Below are 17,671 nucleotides of genomic sequence, written 5' to 3' on the forward strand. Positions count from 1 at the left end.
CGAAGATAACGATCAGGTAAACACTACCTCGCGGTCCCTGGGAAAGCCATCTGCTCGCCCAGGCCCGGGGCCATTGGTCGATCAGTAGTCGATGACCTCGTCCAGCTTGGCATAAAGTCGCGCACCGGCCACGATCGTCATCTCCCGCCCGGGCACTCCCCCGGGCGCGCCGCCGGCGATGCCGCCCGCTTCGGTGACCAGGAGGACGGCGGCGGCGTGGTCCCAGGGCTGCAGACCGCGCTCGTAGTAGCCGTCCAGGCGGCCAGCGGCGACGAAGGCGATGTCCAGGGACGCGGCCCCGATGCGGCGGAGATCACGCGAGATCGTCATCACGCGCGAGAGCTGCTCGAGAGCTGCGGCATGCGTGGCGGGGTCGTAACCGAAGCCGGTGCCGATCAGGCCGCCGGCGGGGCCGACCTCGTCGTTGACCTGCAGGCGGTGATCGCCGAGCCACGCTCCCCCGCCCCGCGTCGCGCGGAACAGCTCGTCGGAGACGGGGTTGTAGACGACTCCCGCCAGAGCGCTCCACGTTGCGGGATCGGGTTCGCCCTCGACCGCGGCGATGCTGATCGCCCAGGCCGGAATGCCGTAGGCGTAGTTGACGGTGCCGTCGATCGGATCGACGACCCAGGTGATACCGCTCGTTCCGCTTCCGGCTCCCGACTCCTCGCCGAAGAAGCCGTCGTCCGGGCGTGCGGCGGCGAGGCGAGCGCGGATCAGGGTCTCGACCTCTCGATCGGCCTCGGTCACGATGTCGGCGAGCGCCGACTTCGTGGCGGCGATGGTGACGCCCTCGCGACGCCGACGGAAGGCGAGCTCCCCCGCCTCACGCGCAATCTCGGTGGCCAAGTGCAGCAGGTCGGAGGGCAGGCTCATGCCTCCACGGTATCCGCCTCCGCCGGCGAGGTGTCGTCTCGCTAACGTGGACGCATGGCCTCTGCGCGCACCCACGACGTGATCATCGTCGGCGGCGGGCACAACGCCCTTGTCGCCGCCGCCTACCTCGCACGAGCCGGGCGCCGGGTCGTCGTGCTGGAACGTCTCGACCACGTCGGCGGCGCCGCCGTGTCGGAACGGCCGTGGCCGGGCGTCGACGCCCGACTGTCGCGGTACTCGTACCTCGTCAGCCTGCTCCCCCGGCAGATCATCGACGACCTCGGGCTGAAGATCGAGCTGCGTCGGCGCCGCTACTCCTCGTACACCCCGGATCCCGCCGACCCCGGCCGCGGCATCCTCGTGGACACGGCGGATGCTGCCGCCACGGCGCGGTCTTTCGCTCGAACGGTGGGTGACCCCGACGAGGCGGAACGGTACGCCACTCTGGGGCAGCGCCTCGGCCCGCTCGCCCGCACCCTCTTTCCCACGATGACCGAGCCGCTCGTCAACGAATCGGCGATGCGCGAGCGGGTGGGCGACGACGCCATCTGGGCCGACGTCGTCGAGCGGCCGCTGGGACAGCTGATCCGATCGTCCCTCGCTTCCGATCTCGCCCGCGGCGTCACCCTGACCGACGGGCTGATCGGCACCTTCGCGTCAGCCGACGAGCCGTCGCTGCGGCAGAACCGCTGCTTCCTCTACCACGTGATCGGCGGTGGCACCGGGGACTGGGACGTGCCCGTCGGCGGGATGGGACGCGTCAGCGCCGAACTCGAACGCGCCGCCCGCGACGCCGGAGCGGAGGTGCGTACGGGGAGCGAGGTCACCTCCATCACCCCTGACGGCGAGGTGCACGTCGACGGTCCGATCCCCGAAACCCTGCGGGGGCGCCTGGTGATGAGCGGTGTGGGCAGCGACCTGCTGGAGCGCCTGCTGGCGGCCGGCGCCGCAGCATCCGACGCTCCCGCGCCGACGGAGCGGACGCCGGCGGCCGAGGGCGCTCAGGTGAAGGTGAACATGCTCCTGCGTCGACTGCCACGACTGCACGACGAGGCCGTCTCGCCCGAGGCCGCCTTCTCGGGCACCTTCCACGTGAACGAGACGATGACCCAGCTCGATCGCGCGTACGGCCAGGCCGTCGCGGGTCACGTGCCCGAACCGCTGCCGGCGGAGATCTATTGCCACTCGCTGACCGATCCGTCGATCCTCGGCCCCGAGCTGCGCGCGGCCGGTGTTCAAACGATGACCTTGTTCGGCCTGCAGGTGCCGCACCGGCTGGTGGCGGACGCCGATCCGGCCGCGAGCCGCGTCGCGCTGCTCGCCGCCGCCCAGCGCTCACTGGACGCGGTGCTGGCCGAGCCGATCGCCGATGTGGTGCTCGAGGGCCCCGACGGGGCGCCCTGCATCGAAGCGCGCACCACCGCCGACCTCGAGCGCGATCTGGGCATGGTGGGCGGCGACATCTTCCACGGACCGCTGTCGTGGCCGTGGGCACCCGACGGCGTCGATCTCGATCGTCCGGCGGTGCGGTGGGGCGTGGAAACCGCGCACGAGCGCATCCTGCTGTGCGGATCCTCAGCCCGTCGCGGCGGCGCGGTCAGCGGCATCGGTGGCCACAACGCCGCGATGGCCGCTCTCGAGCTGCTCGGCGCGGCCCGCGACTGACGCTCTGCCTCCGCGGGGAGTACGCGACGTCAGGCCGCGCGGAGCCCGTTACTGCGGGGGAAGCGGGGGCGGCGGCGGGAAGCCCGGGTGTCCGCCCGCGGGCGGGCTCTGCGGAGCCTGATCCTGCGGAGCAGGGCTCTGCGGAGCCTGGGCCTGCGGAGCCTGGGCCTGCGGAGCGGCCTCGGGAGCCGCGTGTTGGGGCACCGACGGGTAGCCCGTGTAGTACGCGTTCCAGTCGGGCGAGCCGTCGGGCATGACCGGCAAGGGGGTGACCCCGTCGACGAAGGTCGGCCACGGCTGCTGGGCGGGCGCCGGCGCCGCGACGGCCTGTCCGGGATACGGCTGGGGCTGGGGCTGGGGTGGGTGGATGCCCTGCGGGTAGGCCTGCGGTGCGCCGTAACCGGGGTAGCCCGGGACGGCCGCGTACGGCGGGGCGGGACGCTCGCGCTTGGGAGCGAACAGCGCGTTCACGAGCGGCACGAGCGCGGTGCCGACGGCGCCGAGGATCGCGACGGCGACGACGATGCGCCAGTAGAGGTCTTCGAAGTCGATGAACTCGTGGAACGTCAGCGGCAGCACGAGCATCAGCGCCAGGAGCGCGACGAGGCCGATCGTGACGGCCCCGGTGGCCTGATTGAACCCGGTGCGGTGACGAGCTACCGACTTGGAGAAGAGACGCACGTGCAGCAGGGCCAGCTGCAGCACCAGCACGATGCCGAGGAACGACGCGAAGCGACCGAACCCGCCGTCGTACGAGCCGTACCGGTCGGCGGGCATCCAGATGAGGAAGGCACCCAGCAGCAACGTGACGACCCAGGTGATCATGCTCGTGAGCGCGAACCACGGGGGGCGGCGGGGCGCAAGGCTGGTGTCGAGGATCGCGACTCCGGCGAAGGCGGCGAGCAGCAGGATCGTCAGGAAGGCACGACCGATGATGCCGTTCTCGGGCCCGATCAGCACCCAGATGACGCAGACGATCGCGGCCAGGATGAGGGCGCCGATCGCCACCCAGATGGCCCAGCGCAGCAGCCGCGGCCGCTCGGCACCGGCCTCGGGCTCGGTCTGCTGCGGCGGGTAGGGCTGGTGGGGAGCGGTCATCTCGGTTCTCCTCGCGATGAAATCAAGCCCATCCTGTCACGGGCGTCTCTCGCAGGGTCGATCCGCGCCGACCTGTGAGCGGATGCTGCCGCCCACCCCCCTGGGGAGGAGCACCTCGCGCTCCCCCGCGTCACTCCCCTCAGCGCTGCCCTGTCACAACCCGCGGGTCGCACCCGCACCGTGTGACAGGAGAACCGAGGGCGAGAAACCCCGTGCTTTACAAACCAAGTCGGCTGACTTACTTTATTGAGCGGGGTACGCCGGTGCCGGGGGGCGGAGCAGGATGCGGGCGAGGCTGTCGACGAATTCGGGTGTTCGTGTGACGTGGATCGCCCGCGTCCTGCTTGCCGCCATTCCGGCCACGCTGTTGGGGATGAGCGCTTACGGACTCGGCTTGTCCGATGGCGGCGATGGGGGTGTGGCCAGTGGCCTGGGGTGGGTGGGGCTCACGACTTTCGCGGCGTCGCTCGTCGCCGCCGTCATCCTCGCGCGCAGCGCCCCACGCGGCGAGCGCGCTTCTCACGCGGCCACGACGCTCCTTGTCGTCGTGGCCGCGACGAGTGTTTTCTACGTAGCCTGTTGGGCGGGTGCACTCGCGATCGGAGGCGGACATGGCTGGTAGCAGGGACGAACCGCGCCAGCAACGCTCCATCGCAACGCGAGAAGCGCTGCTGCTCGGCGCTGCCCGCGTCTTCGCCCACATGCCCTACAGCCAGGCTCGCCTGCGAGACATCTCTCAAGCGAGCCGCATCAGTGAGGGCGCGCTCTATTTCCACTTCGGCACGAAAGCCCAGATCGCCGAAGCCGTTCTCAGCGCGCAACAGGACAGGATGACCTCGACCCTCGCCGGCACACTGACCGGCTCGCAGAACGGCTTGCAGAAACTCTTCACCGTGATGAGCGACCTTGCTGCGCTGATGGCATCCGACGAGGTGGTGCAGGCCGGCATAAAGCTGGCGAACGAGCCTAGTCCCGACCTCGCGTCGGCAGCGCACGACCCGTACTTCGAGTGGATCGGCATCGCCCGTTCACTCCTCGAGGACGGGGTCGCTGACGGTTCGGTGACCTCCGACCTCGACGTGAGCTCCGCGGCGGAGTTCCTCAACTACGCCTTCGTCGGCGCACAGACGCTCGCGGGCATGGCCGACAGATGGAAGTCCCTGCCCGAGCGGATGCTGAGCGTGCAGCGCTACGTCGAGCCGCTCCTGTCGGGCCAGGTCAGCACGACCGCGCCCTAGTCGAACGCCCGTTACAACCGAAAGACCGCCGATCTCTCGGCGGTCTTTGTGTCGTTCGGTGGCGAGTGAGGGATTCGAACCCCCGAAGGCTGAGCCGTCTGATTTACAGTCAGATCCCTTTGGCCGCTAGGGTAACTCGCCGGGTGCGCACCCGCCCGGCTTTTTCAGTCGACCAGAGGCGCGAGAGACCATATTACCCGGACGCGAGAGCGCCGTGAAACCACGCCTCAGACCGGGTCGAGTTCCGACGGCAACCGCAGCAGCGCGCCCTCGAACCGGCACGTCGCGGCAGCCACATCCATCGCCCGCTCGAGCACGTCGCCCCACGCGTCCGCATCGCGCGGCAGGCCCTCGTCGAGCTGCGCCACCGTCGCCGCGAGCACCGCGTCACCGGCCCCCATCGTGTCGATGACCGCGCCGGGAAGGTCGGAGATCGGCCGCACCACCACCTCGCCGCCCACATCGATCGCCGCCCCCGCGGGTCCGAACGTCGCGAGCACGACGGCGGCGCCCCGCTCGATCAACCGCGCGCGCAGCGCGTCGAGGTCGGCGTCGTACAGCAGGGCCGCATCGTCTTCGCCCACCTTGACCAGCAATGCTCCGGCGGCGATCTGCTCGAAACCGTCCACGAACGCGGCCCGATCGTGCAGCATCCCGGACCGCGGATTGGGGTCGATGACGAGATCGACGGATGCTGCCGCCACCGCCGCCGCCAATTCCGCCGTCTGTTCGACGTCATCGAAGGGGAAGCAGCTGACGACGACCATCGCGGCGTCAGCGATCGCGGCCTGCTCGGCCTCGCCGAAGCGGATGCGGCGACCTCGCGCGGCCTCGTTGAAGGCGTACTGCGGCTCGCCGCCTGCGGAGCGCACGCTCACTGCTCGCGAGGTGCCGAGCGGGGAGGGCGTCGCGATCAGCTGCACGCCGGCGTCGGCCAGGGAGGTGCGGATCGCCTCGCCGGCCTCGTCGTCGCCGACCATGGCGATCAGGCTCGTCCGCGCACCCAGGCGCGCGAGTCCGACCGCGACGTTCAGCGCGGCGCCGCCCACGAATTCCCGCACGCCGGCGTCGTCACGCAGCTCATCGATGAGGGCGTCGCCGACGACGACGATGCGGTCGCTCACGACGCGTCGGTACTGCTGGTGGCGCCCACGCGCGTGCCCTCGAGCACGCGGTCGACGAACGCTTCGGTGCGCCGGCGGGTGCCGTCGATCTTGCGGTCGACGCTCGCGCGCATTTCGAGCGGGGCAAGCGGCATCGCGAGCCGCACGTTCTCGTGGCACGACAGGTCGGCGCACATGTAGGTGCCGACGCTGTCACCGGCCTCACCCGCGCGTCCGGCTTTGCGTGCGGTGAACAGCGCGACCTGGTCGGCGGGCTGCATGGTGTGGCAGAGGTTGCACAAACCGGAGTGGGCGCGCGATGACCCTTCGGCCGCGCGCAGCGTGACCCCGACGAGTTCGCCGTCGCGCTCGGCGACGATGTAGCCACGTCCGCGGGTCTGCGGGTCGCGCCAGGCGAAGAAGTCGAGGTGGTCCCAGTCGGTGAGCAGGAAGTCCACCGGCATCGCCAGAACACGGCGTTCGTCGGGCGTCGCGTTCACGAAGGAATCGCGTACCTCGGTATCGGTCAGAGCTCGCATGGCATCACCTCGCGGAACAGTCTACGAACCCCCTCCCCCGCCGGGGCCGTCCTCCGTGGCATCGCCCGCTATAGGGTGATCGCATGGTCGACGGAGCGGACGCCGAGGGCTGGTCGGAAGTCGCGAGCGGCTGGTCGGAGCTGTGGGGAGCCTTCGCGCTTCCCGCCCAGCTGGCACTCATCGCAGCCGCCGGCATCGGGCCGGGCACCCGGGTGCTCGACGCGGGGTGCGGAACCGGCGAGTTCCTCGCGGTGCTGCGCGAGGTCGGAGCCGACCCGATCGGGGTCGACCCCGCGAGCGGCATGCGCGAGCTGGCAGAGGCACGGGGTTTCACGGTGAGAAGAGGGGATGCTGAGCACCTCCCTCTCGCGGATGCCTCGGTCGAGGTGGTCACGGCCGTGAACGCCCTGCACTTCGCCGACGACACGACCGCGGCGCTGCGGGAGTTCGCACGCGTGCTCGTGCCCGGCGGCCTCGTCGCGGTGGCGAACTGGGCCGAGCACTCCTTCAACGACGTCGACGTGATCGAGCGCGCCCTCGCCGGGGCGGATGGCGACGAGCCCCCGCCGAACGGCCCCCTCTCCACAGCGGGCGGGCTCGAGGCCGCCGTCACCGACGCGGGCTTGCGCGTCGTGGCGTCCGGCGTGGTCGACACCCCGTGGCGCGCGGCTGACGACGACATCCTCGTGCGCGGCATCCTGCTGGGCGAAGACGCCGCGGGCCTGGCCGAACGCGGCCCCACGGTCATTGCGGCCGCCCAGCCCTTCCGTGACGGCACCGGCTACCTGCTCCGCAACGCCTTCCGGTGGGTGGTAGCCAAGACCTGAGTGACTAAGGGCGCCCGCGGTCGCAGCATTCACCCGCCCCGGAGGGCTACTGGGCCGCGACCCACTCCTGCCACCGGGCGATGCTGTACTGATCCGACATCTCGGCGAAGCCGACGAGGCCGCCGAATCCGGTTCTTCCGCGCACGGCGAGGTCCCACGGCGAACCGCCGTTCGCGGCGACGAAGGCGTAGTACGACCCGGCCGAGTCGTACGCCAGGTTCGCCTCGGCGCTCCGCAGCGCCTCATCCGCGAACGCGTCCGCTCCGTTTCGCGCGACGACATCCTTGATGCGAGGGTCCAGGTACCCGCGTTCGCTGAGCCCGGTCGACCACTCCACGTACCGGGCGAACCCCTCCATGACCGCGGCGGGCGGATCGATGAAGGTGCCGGGTGCCGCGGTGAAGTGCAGGGCATGGGCGAACTCGTGCACGAAGGTCTTTTCTCGCTGGTCGTCGCTCTTGGGCCCCATGACGATCAGCGTCCCCGAGGTATCCGCGCCGGTCGCGATCGTGGGGTCCAGCCACTCCTCGGGCGAATCAGGACGCAGGGCCGGCCGCGCGTAGCCGGCGACGTCCATCTCCCACGGCGTACCCGTTCCGTACTCCCACCGCGTGAAGCGGCCCTCGTCGCCGGTGATCGCCGAGACGAAGCCGTCCTGCGGGACCTGCGCTCCCATCGCGCGGATCGCCTCGAGCGCGGTGACGGCAGCCTGCTCCGCCGTATCCGCGTTCGCCTCGACCAGGGCGCTCTCGTCGGCCATGCCGAAGAGCACGACGTGGTCGCGTTTCACGACGTGCAACGCCCCCTCATCCCAGGGGTTGGGTTCGTTCGCGGGAACGATCGACACGATCTTTCGGTCGGTCGCGTAGGGGTCGTTCGGGTCTTCCGACTCGAGGCTGGGCGACAGCGTGACGGTGTATTCGAAGCCTTGGATGAGGTTGAGGTCGGCGTCGGGGTTACCGTCGCCGCGCTCGGGGTGAGCGGCGAAGGCGAACTGGGCGCCGAGCATCACCGGCACGGTGCCGTCGTCTTCGGATGCGAAGGTGCGCGGCGAGATCGCCGCGACGTCCCAGCCGATGGTCGTGGTGCTGTCCCACCAGTTGCCCAGCTGATCGACAGCGTCTCCCTCCGCCCACGACAGGAACAGCTCGCGGTTCTTCGTGCGCATCGCCTCGTTCATGTCGGTCCACATCGCGTCCTGGCCGAGGGACAACGAGCGGTCGGTGTTCCACGGCACGTACTCGCCGGGAACCGCCGCGGCCGGACCCGGGTCGGGCGTGCGCGGCCACGTGACCCAGGCGTAGCCGCCGGCGATCACGAGCGCGGCCACACCGAGCGCGGCGATCGTGATCTGCGCGCTGCGGGCCGCTCGGTTGCGGGCGGGGGACGGGGTCGTTTCGTTCACTCTGTCTCCGCAATCTGGATGCTGATGACGCGCGTCTGCGAATCGTCGCCGATGTCGCCGCCGCCCGTCGCGGCGAAGACGAAGACGTACTCCGTGTCGCCGGCGATGATCCGGTACTCCGACAGCGGCCCGGATCGGCCGTTCAGTTCGTCGCCGAGCCCGATCGTGTCCTTCGGAGGCGAGAGGTAGTTCAGCACGGGGAACCCCGCCACCAGGGCATCGAGGCTGACGTCCTCCCCGATCCCGGTGCGGTCGCCGGCGCTGAGGCATACCGCGCCGAGGAAGCCCTGCACCCGGGCGATCTCCGACATCTCCGTCAGCACGCTCTCCGGGGAGGGACACTGCGAGAACTCGTCGGGGGCCGCCTCATAGGTCGTCGTGTCGGGCGGCACCGTGTCGAGGTCCGTGGTGTCGGGAACGACGACGGCGGCCACCTGCCACGGTCCGACGGCGGTGGGGCTCTCGTCCTCCCGCGCTCCCGAGGCGACGTCGTCGCCGAAGTAGAACGCACGCGTCAGCCACAGCATCCGCGTCACCGTCACGGTCTGCTCGACGCCGTCCACCGAGAACGTGTAGGTGAAGTCCACCGGCGCCGTCGCCGAGTCGGCGCCGGTGGGTTGCGTCGGGTCGGGAGCGTCGTAGCCCTGCTGGGCGTAGTTCAGCTCCCCCACCTCGTACTCGATCGCGAGGCCGATCGCCTCGGCGGCGACCGAATCGCCGTACAGCGGGGCGCCGGCGGCGGGTCCGTAGCCCGGGGCCGCGTAGTCCCGCCAGGCGTCGTCACCACGGGTCGCGGTCTCGAGGAAGCCGTTCAGCACGGCCGGCGCTTCGGCGGAGATCGATTGAGCGGTGGATGCTGCGCTCCACCCGAGAGCGCCGAGGGCGCCACCGACGATCACCACGGTGGTGATGAGCGTCACCCAGGTGCCCCGCGTCATGACCTTCTGGCGGGGCGGGAAGCCGACGGGTGCGAACGGCGCTCCGGGGGCCGACGGCGCGGAGGGCTCGGTGGGTCCCACCGGCTGCGCGGCACCCGTGGGACCGACGGGCGGCGCGACGTGCTCGGTCCACGCGGCACCGTCCCAGTAGCGCAGCTGCGGGGCGCCCGAAGGATCGGCGTACCAATCCGCGGGGGGAAGCGGGGCGTTGTCCATGAGACCTCTCCTCGACCGAACGACACAAGCGACAGCGTCGCACCGAGGGGCACCGGCGCACGTCCGACCCTAGCCGGGCGACTGCCGGCATCCGCTCTTCTCGCACATCGGATGCGGCGGCAGCCGCCGCGGCTAAACTCACGGCATGGCTGATTCCTCTTTCGACATCGTGAGCAAGGTCGACCACCAGGAGGCGGAGAACGCCCTCAACCAAGCGCGTAAAGAGGTCGAGCAGCGCTATGACTTCAAGGGCACCGGCGCCTCGATCGAGTGGAGCGGCGAAGCCGTGCTCATCAAGGCCGGCTCCGAGGAGCGCGCGAAAGCGGTGCTCGACGTCTTCCAGACGAAGCTCATCAAGCGGGGCATCTCGCTGAAGAGCCTCGAGAGCGGCGAGCCGACGCCGAGCGGTAAGGAATACCGCATCACCTCGACGATCAAGGACGGCATCTCGTCGGAGAACGCGAAGAAGATCGGCAAGATCATCCGCGACGAGGGCCCCAAGGGCGTGAAGTCGCAGATCCAGGGCGACGAGCTACGGGTGCAGTCGAAGTCGCGCGACGACCTGCAGGAAGTCATGCGCCTGCTGCGTGCGGCCGACCTCGATCTCGACCTGCAGTTCATCAACTACCGGTAACACCCGCTGACGTCGCCGCGAATCTCGACGCGGCCGCGGCATTGCGCCACGATGGGATCACGCGACCGCCCCCGCGGACGCGATCCCGGAAGGACCATCGTGCGCGTAACCCCCCGAGTCTGGATGGGGCTGGCCATCTGGGCCGCCTACGTCGTCATCATCGTCGTCGTCACGCTGTTGAGCGGCGTGCCGTTCCCCGACATCGGAACCTCGGCGGATTCGACCTGGCGCGGCGCCGTCATGGACCTCGCCGTCGGGGCCGCGTTCCTCATCATCGTCGCGAGCATCCTCGGCTGGTGGCGACCCGCCTTGTTCGAGAGGCACCGGTCGCACCACAAATGGCCGATCTTCGTGCCGATCATCATGGCCCTCGCTGCGGTGCTCAACCTCGTGAACACCGACTGGAGCCAGTTCGACACCTCTTTCCTCCTCTCGCTGATCGCGCTGGGCGTGCTCGTCGGCTTCAGCGAGGAGATGATGGCGCGCGGTCTCGTGCTGACCGCCTTCCGGGCTCGCCTCGGTGAGGGGTGGGTCTGGTTCCTCACCAGCGCGCTCTTCGGACTGATGCACCTCGTCAATGCGGTGCTCGGCGCTCCTCTCGGCTCGTCGATCGCCCAGGCCGCGCTGGCGTTCGCTTCGGGCACGGCCTTCTACATCCTCCGTCGGGTCACCGGCTCGCTCATCTGGGCGATGGTGCTGCACGGACTCTGGGACGTCTCGGTCTTCGCCGTCGGTCACGCGCCTCTCGGCGCACCTCTCGGCGCGTTCCTCGGGCCCGTCGTCGGCGTACTTTCCCTCGCCACCGTGTACTGGGTCATCAAGGGCACGGACGAGAAGGTGACGCCCGCGCGCGAGCCGGTTCACGCCTGACCCTCGGCCCCCTCCAGCCCGCCCCGGACGGGGGTCGGCGACCTCTGCCGGGGTGGTAGCGTTTCGGGCACATCGATGACGATGGAGGTTAGAGGGTGCCAACCTCTCAACGCGGTCTCCACCGCGAATTGCTCGAGTTGATCCGCCGCTCCGAAGGGGCCACGCGCGCTGCGCTCGCGCGCGACACGGGTCGTTCACGCAGCGTCGTGGCGCACACGGTCGCCGAGCTGATCGCCGAAGGTCTCGTCGTCGACGGGGCGGTGGCTGCGCAGCGCGCGACGCGCGGGCGTCCGCCGATGCAGTTGCGCATCGCGGCTCGGTCCGGATACCTCGGCGGTGTCGACATCGCGCACGACGGGGTGGCCGTGGCCGTGGCGAGCGTCAGCGGTCTCCTCCTGTGCCGGCGGCAGCAGCCGTTCGATGCGGATGCTGACGGCCCCGGCGCGCTCGCCCTCGCGCGGCGGTTGCTCCTGCAGTCCTTCGCCCAGCTGGGTGCGCCACCGACCCCGCTCGCCCTCGGGCTGGCCCTGCCCTTCCCCGTGCATCCGGCGAGCGCGATGGTGCAGGTACCGCCAGCGCTCGCGAGCTGGCAGAACCTCGACCCGACGGCTCTCCTCTCCCGCTCCTTCGGCTGCACCGTGCGGTACGCCAACGACGCGAACCTCGGCGCTGCGGCCGAGCACCGCGCGGAGGCCTCGCGCCCGACCGCGCCGCAGGCGAGCCTCCTCTACGTGCGGGTGGGCGCGGGGATCGGCACCGGCTTCGTCATCGGCGAACGCGTCTACGCGGGGGCGAACGGACTCGGTGGCGAGATCGGGCACTCCGCCGTCGTCGGCGGCTCGATCCTTTGCCGCTGCGGTCGCATCGGCTGCCTCGAGGCCGAGGTCTCCCCCACCGCTCTCGCACGCCGGATCGGCCTCGCGACGGTCGATGATCTGCCCGCGGCGGCCGCAGGCCGCGGCGGGGTCGCCCTCCGCGAGGCGGGGCACGCGATCGGCCGCGTCGTGGCCGAGTTCAGCAACTTCCTCGACCCCGCCCGCGTCGTGATCGGCGGCTCGCTCGGCACGCTCGGCGGCCCGATCCTCGAGGGAGTCCGCGAGGCATTCGCCGAGCATGGACACACCGAGGCGGTGCGTCGGATGCCGGTGAGCGTCAGCCGGCTCGATGGAGGCGCAGAACTCGTCGGCGCCGTCGAACTCGCGGCCCAGCACCTGTACGCCGCCGCCGCCTGAGCAGGGCGTCCGGGTGCGCCCGGAATATGTCCTGGCGTCGGCCGAATTGCTCGACTGTAATGCGGATCACCCCCACTGGTACAAAGGAGTCCCCGTGTCTCGTCACGCCCCCCTGGCCACCCCTGCCAGATCCCGTCGTCGACGCGCCGTCGCGATGATCGCTGCCGCCGCCGTCGGCGCGGTCGCTACCCTCGTCGCCCTGCCGGCCTCGGCCGTGGAGCCCGACCTCGCGCGCCAAGCGACGGTGACCGCGTCGGCCGAGCAGAACGACCAGGACGGTTCGTTCCCCGCCACGAACGCGATCGACGGGAGCGCTACGACCCGGTGGGCGAGCGGTAACGGTCCCGACGACCTGAACGCGGTCTTCACCGCGACCCTCACCGCCGACCTCGGCCAGACCGCGAGCGTCACGAGCGTCGACCTGGCCTGGGAGGCCTCCTACGCCGTCGCCTACGACATCCAGGTCGCAACGACCGCGCCCGACGACGCGGCGAGCTGGTCGACGGTGCAGTCCGTGACCGGCGGCGACGGCGGTTCGGACGTCGTCTCGTTCGCCGCCGTCGACGCGCGGTACGTGCGCCTGGTGATGCTGCAGCGCGCCGCGGCGACGTGGGACGCCCCCACGCTGCACTACTACGGCTACTCCCTCTACACCTTCGGGATCGGTGGCACCCTCTCCACCCCGTCGGTTCGCCTCGACGAAGCCACCGCCCGCGTCGCCGGCGGTGACGACTACACCGCCCGCGTGACGCTCTTTGCTCCTGCGGCCGAGGACGAGAGCGTCCGCGTCCGCACGAGCGACGGCACCGCGGTGGCCGGCACCGACTACACCGCGGTCGATCAGACGCTGACGATCCCAGCGGGTCAGACGACAGCATCCGTCGTCATTCCGACCGTCGATCACGGCCCGCTCGCCGGATCGACCACCTTCACGGTCACCCTCAGCGAGCCCTCCGACGGCCTCGTACTCGGGGGACGTACGACGACCACCGTCACCGTCCTGCCCAACGGCGACCTGCCCGACATCGGACCGCAGACCGTCGTCCACGACTTCGAGAACGGCTCGACCGGCTTCTTCAGCTGGGGCGTGTCACCGACGGTGACCCCGGCGCTCACCACGACCGAAGACACCACCCGGCCGGGCGCGGGTGCGGGCAACTCCGTGCTCGTCGCGACCGTGGGCGGCACGCCCGCCGCGGGCGACTGGTTCGGCTTCAGCAACGACGCCGCCGCCGACTGGTCCGACGCCGACGGCTTCACCTTCGCGTTCCAGGGCACGGGCAGCGGCAACGCCCTGCGGTACGAGCTCAAGAGCGGCGGAGTCATGTACGAAGAGAGCGTCGTGGACGACACGGTCGGCTGGCGCCAGGTGAGCGTGTTGTTCGCCGACCTGCGCAACAAGGCCAACCCGGATTCCGACGACCGCTTCGACCCCTCCGCCGCCACCGGCTTCGCCGTCACCCTCAGCAACCTCGGCGCCGGGGAGTACCGCTTCGACGACTTCGCGGTCTACGAACGCGTCGTCGTCGTGCAGGACTTCGAGGACTCCCCCGTCATCGACGAAGCCACCCCCGGCGTCTTCACCTTCGCCGGACCCGACGCGACGATCAGCGCCGCGATCGAGACGCAGGAGCGCGGCGGCACGGCCGACAATCTCGTGCTCGCAGGCGACTACAGCATCCCGTCGGGCAGCTGGGCCGGCTTCAGCGACAACCGCGAGGCGTCGCAGGACTGGTCGAGCTTCCAGGGCATCCGCTTCTGGTGGTACGCCTCGCAGACCTCGAACCCCGCTTCGCCGACCGCCGGAGGCGACGTGCGGCTCGAGCTCAAAGACGGCGGCCCCGACGGCGAGCACGCCGAGGTGTGGACGGCCACGTTCAAAGACAACTGGGGCAGCTCGACGAGCCGCTGGAAGTTGGTGGAACTCCCCTTCAGCTCCTTCACCCTCGCCGGCTACCAGCCCGGCGACGAGGCGACGCGCAACGGCGTGCTCGATCTGACCGAGGCGTGGGGCTACGCGATCTCGCTGCCGGTCGGCGCGACCGCGCCGACCACCGCGTGGTCGGTCGACCAGTTCGAGCTCTACGGCACGGCGACCTCGGCCGCCGACGTCTCGGTAGCGACGACCGAGAGCGTCTACCTCGTCGATCAGGGCGACGCAGCGACCGTCGACATCGCCGTCACCACCCGTTCGGGCGACCCGCTCCCCGGCCCCGTCGAGGTCGAGTGGGCCACCGGCGACGGCTCGGCGCAGGACGGCGTGCACTACACCGGCGACAGTGGCACCGTGACCTTCGACGCCGGAGCCGCCTCCGGCACCACGCAGAGCATCCAGGTGCAGACCCTCGCGGTGACGACCGGAGAGGAGGCGCGGAGCATCCCGATCGAACTGACCTCGGATGCTGCGACTCCGCCCGACGCTGCGCAGGTCGTCATCAACGCGCACGGCCTGCCTTACCTCGACGCCGCCCTCCCGATCAGCGACCGGGTCGCAGACCTGCTCGGGCGCATGAGCCTCGTCGAGAAGGTCGGCCAGATGGCACAGGCGGAACGTCTCGGCCTGCAGAGCGACGATGAGATCGCCACCCTCGCGCTCGGCTCGGTGCTTTCGGGCGGCGGATCGGTTCCCGCGGGAAACACTCCGGAGGCCTGGGCCGACATGGTCGACGACTACCAGCGGCAGGCGTTGTCTACGCCGCTGCAGGTTCCGCTGCTGTACGGGGCGGACGCCGTCCACGGTCACAGCAATGTGCTCGGCGCGGTGATCTTCCCGCACAACGCTTCACTCGGCGCCACGCGCGACCCGGCTCTCGTCGAAGCGGTGTCGGAGATCACGGCGATCGAGACGAAGTCGACCGGCGTCAACTGGGCGTTCGCGCCCTGCCTCTGCGTCTCGGTCGACGAGCGGTGGGGCCGCAGCTACGAGTCCTTCAGCGAAGACCCGGCTCTCGTCACGCAGTTCGCCCGCCCCACGACCATCGGTCTGCAGGGCGAGGATGCGAGCGACATGAGCGGCGCCGACGAGGTGCTCGCCACCGCGAAGCACTGGGCCGGCGACGGTGGCACCAGCTACGACGACTCGGCTCTCGGCGGTGGTGGTTACCCGATCGACCAGGGCATCACCCACGTCGACTCGATGACCGACTTCGAAGCGACCCATGTCTCGCCGTACCTGCCCGCCCTCGAGGCGGGGGTCGGCTCGATCATGCCGTCCTACTCCGCGGTGCAGGTGGGCGACGGCCCCGTCGTGCGCATGCACGAGAACACCGAGCTCAACACCGGCCTCCTGAAGGGCGAGTTGGGGTTCCAGGGCTTCCTCATCAGCGACTGGGAGGGCATCGACAAGCTGCCCGGCGGTACCTACGCCGAGAAGGCCGCACGCTCGGTCAACTCGGGCATGGACATGGCGATGGCTCCGTACAACTACGCCGACTTCATCAGCGCCATCGTCGACGGGGTCGGAACGGGCACCGTCCAGCAGTCCCGGGTGGACGACGCGGTGCGCCGTATCCTCACCTCGAAGTTCGCCCTCGGACTGTTCGAGCAGCCGCTCACCGATCGCAGCCTCCAAGGCGACTTCGGCTCGGCGGAGCACCGCGCGGTCGCCCGTCAGGCGGCCGCCGACTCGCAGGTGCTGCTGAAGAACGACGGTGCGCTGCCGCTCGCGGCGAACGCCTCGGTCTACGTGGCCGGCTCGAACGCCGACGACCTCGGCAACCAGATGGGCGGTTGGACGATCTCGTGGCAGGGCGGTTCGGGTGACACCACGACCGGCACCTCGATCTACGAGGGCATGCAGCAAGTCGCCCCCGACGCCACGTTCACCTTCTCGAAGGATGCTTCGGCCCCGATCGGCGACGCGGAGGTCGGTGTCGTGGTCGTCGGCGAGACGCCGTACGCGGAGGGTCAGGGCGATGTCGGCAACAACGGCAAGAGCCTCTCGCTGTCGGCCGCCGACCAGAACGCGATCGACACCGTCTGCGCCGCCGTCGAGTGCGTGGTGCTCGTGGTGTCGGGGCGTCCGCAGCTCGTCACCGACGCGGTCGGGGAGATGAACGCCCTGGTGGCGTCGTTCCTGCCCGGCAGCGAGGGTGCGGGTGTCGCGGATGTGCTGTTCGGCGCTCGCGACTTCACCGGCCGCCTGCCGTTGACCTGGCCGGCGAGCGCCGAGCAGGTGCCGATCAACGTCGGCGACGACGACTACGAGCCGCTCTACGCCTACGGCTGGGGTGAGCGCACCGACGCTCCGCGCGACCGGCTCGCCGCGGTGCGCGACGCTCTTGCCGGCTCCGGCGTGGCGCAGGCCGCGGCCGTTGCGGCCGCCGCGGTGCAGGCAGCCGCGCCGGCCGACGAGGCCGCCGTCGTGCAGGCACTGCTCGACGCCGACATCTGGGCCGCCGACGGCACGCTGCTGCCGACCGCCGCAGCGTTCCAGGCCGTGGCCGACGCGGCGGCGCAGCTGACCGGCACGGCTGCCGACGAGGTCGTGACGCTCGCCCGGGATCTCGCCCAGCAGGCGATCGTCGACGGCACCGCCGTCGAAGGGGCCGCGGCCATCACGGCCGACGCGGAGCACCTCGTCTCGCTCGGGCAGTACTCCGAAGCGGTGGTGCTCTTCGCCTCGGTGCTGGACCTGGCGATCGTGCCGGGCGACCCCGGCACCGTCGATCCCGACCCCGGCACCGGCACCGGGGACACCGACGGGAATTCGCCCGCCGCGGTCGGCGACGGGGAGGACGAGCTCGCCCTCACCGGTACGGAGATCTGGCTCGCGATCCTGTTCGGGCTGGCCCTGATCGCCGCGGGCGCGGTGATCCGGCCCGCCGTGCACCGCCGCAGCTGACGGAGCTGAGGGCGCCGGGACGGTCTCGTCCCGGCGCCCTTCGCTGTGTGCGGGCTGGTCGCTGGGCAGAGGGCCCAGCGACCCGAAACCGTCCCCCAACGGGTTCGAGCCGCGGCTCGCTGCTGCCCAGCGACCGACGACAGCGTACGCACGCCGCTGCCCGAGCCTGGACGCGCCCTCCCCTTTG

13 protein-coding genes and 1 tRNA gene are annotated in these 17,671 nt (G+C 70.7%); 7 read left to right on the plus strand and 7 right to left on the minus strand.

The features are described from left to right. Positions 1-81: 81 nt before the first annotated feature. Positions 82-876 (minus strand): inositol monophosphatase family protein, encoded by a 795-nt coding sequence (locus ACFXP5_RS06605; RefSeq protein WP_394529447.1) that lies wholly within the window; start codon positions 874-876, stop codon positions 82-84. 54 nt (positions 877-930) lie between these two features. Between ACFXP5_RS06605 and ACFXP5_RS06610 the strand changes: the two genes are divergently transcribed. Next, positions 931-2,541, plus strand: coding sequence for a phytoene desaturase family protein (locus tag ACFXP5_RS06610; RefSeq protein WP_394544008.1), 1,611 nt, complete (start codon positions 931-933; stop codon positions 2,539-2,541). Between the two features lie 48 nt (positions 2,542-2,589). On the opposite strand, the gene ACFXP5_RS06615 is transcribed toward ACFXP5_RS06610, so the two are convergent. Further along, positions 2,590-3,639 carry a hypothetical protein gene (locus ACFXP5_RS06615; RefSeq protein WP_394544009.1) on the minus strand — a complete coding sequence of 350 codons (1,050 nt, stop codon included), beginning with the start codon at positions 3,637-3,639 and terminating at the stop codon, positions 2,590-2,592. Positions 3,640-4,250: 611 nt separating this feature from the next. Between ACFXP5_RS06615 and ACFXP5_RS06620 the strand changes: the two genes are divergently transcribed. Continuing rightward, positions 4,251-4,877, plus strand: a complete 627-nt coding sequence (locus ACFXP5_RS06620) for a TetR family transcriptional regulator (protein ID WP_394544010.1) — start codon at positions 4,251-4,253, stop codon at positions 4,875-4,877. A gap of 59 nt (positions 4,878-4,936) precedes the next feature. Here the strand turns inward: ACFXP5_RS06620 and ACFXP5_RS06625 are convergent. From ACFXP5_RS06625 to ACFXP5_RS06635, 3 genes are all read right to left on the minus strand, one after another. Then, positions 4,937-5,018 (minus strand) — tRNA-Tyr (locus tag ACFXP5_RS06625). A gap of 86 nt (positions 5,019-5,104) precedes the next feature. Next, positions 5,105-6,001, minus strand: coding sequence for a PfkB family carbohydrate kinase (locus ACFXP5_RS06630; protein WP_394544011.1), 897 nt, complete (start codon positions 5,999-6,001; stop codon positions 5,105-5,107). Further along, on the minus strand, positions 5,998-6,519 hold the full coding sequence (locus ACFXP5_RS06635) for an FBP domain-containing protein (protein WP_394544012.1): 522 nt from the start codon (positions 6,517-6,519) through the stop codon (positions 5,998-6,000). The genes ACFXP5_RS06630 and ACFXP5_RS06635 overlap by 4 nt, the downstream gene beginning before the upstream one ends. A gap of 83 nt (positions 6,520-6,602) precedes the next feature. On the opposite strand from ACFXP5_RS06635, the gene ACFXP5_RS06640 reads away from it, so the two are divergent. Then, on the plus strand, positions 6,603-7,346 hold the full coding sequence (locus ACFXP5_RS06640) for a class I SAM-dependent methyltransferase (protein WP_394544013.1): 744 nt from the start codon (positions 6,603-6,605) through the stop codon (positions 7,344-7,346). 46 nt (positions 7,347-7,392) lie between these two features. On the opposite strand, the gene ACFXP5_RS06645 is transcribed toward ACFXP5_RS06640, so the two are convergent. Both ACFXP5_RS06645 and ACFXP5_RS06650 read right to left on the minus strand, forming a co-directional pair. Next, positions 7,393-8,751 carry a hypothetical protein gene (locus tag ACFXP5_RS06645; protein WP_394544014.1) on the minus strand — a complete coding sequence of 453 codons (1,359 nt, stop codon included), beginning with the start codon at positions 8,749-8,751 and terminating at the stop codon, positions 7,393-7,395. Continuing rightward, positions 8,748-9,905: a DUF2510 domain-containing protein gene (locus ACFXP5_RS06650; protein WP_394544015.1), complete on the minus strand. Its 1,158-nt coding sequence runs from the start codon at positions 9,903-9,905 to the stop codon at positions 8,748-8,750. The genes ACFXP5_RS06645 and ACFXP5_RS06650 overlap by 4 nt, the downstream gene beginning before the upstream one ends. A 145-nt stretch (positions 9,906-10,050) precedes the next feature. Between ACFXP5_RS06650 and ACFXP5_RS06655 the strand changes: the two genes are divergently transcribed. The 4 genes from ACFXP5_RS06655 to ACFXP5_RS06670 all read left to right on the plus strand — a co-directional run bounded on the left by ACFXP5_RS06655 (position 10,051) and on the right by ACFXP5_RS06670 (position 17,484). Then, entirely contained in the window at positions 10,051-10,539 is a 489-nt protein-coding gene (locus ACFXP5_RS06655) for a YajQ family cyclic di-GMP-binding protein (RefSeq protein ID WP_394529457.1), read from the plus strand. Between the two features lie 99 nt (positions 10,540-10,638). Next, positions 10,639-11,409 (plus strand): CPBP family intramembrane glutamic endopeptidase, encoded by a 771-nt coding sequence (locus ACFXP5_RS06660; RefSeq protein WP_394544016.1) that lies wholly within the window; start codon positions 10,639-10,641, stop codon positions 11,407-11,409. Positions 11,410-11,504: 95 nt separating this feature from the next. After that, positions 11,505-12,641 carry an ROK family transcriptional regulator gene (locus ACFXP5_RS06665; RefSeq protein ID WP_394544017.1) on the plus strand — a complete coding sequence of 379 codons (1,137 nt, stop codon included), beginning with the start codon at positions 11,505-11,507 and terminating at the stop codon, positions 12,639-12,641. A 94-nt stretch (positions 12,642-12,735) separates the two neighbouring features. Beyond that, positions 12,736-17,484, plus strand: coding sequence for a glycoside hydrolase family 3 N-terminal domain-containing protein (locus ACFXP5_RS06670; protein ID WP_394544018.1), 4,749 nt, complete (start codon positions 12,736-12,738; stop codon positions 17,482-17,484). Positions 17,485-17,671 lie beyond the last annotated feature (187 nt).

Origin of the sequence: Microbacterium hanjuni (genome assembly GCF_043556395.1) — a bacterium.
Taxonomy (GTDB): Bacteria; Actinomycetota; Actinomycetes; order Actinomycetales; family Microbacteriaceae; genus Microbacterium.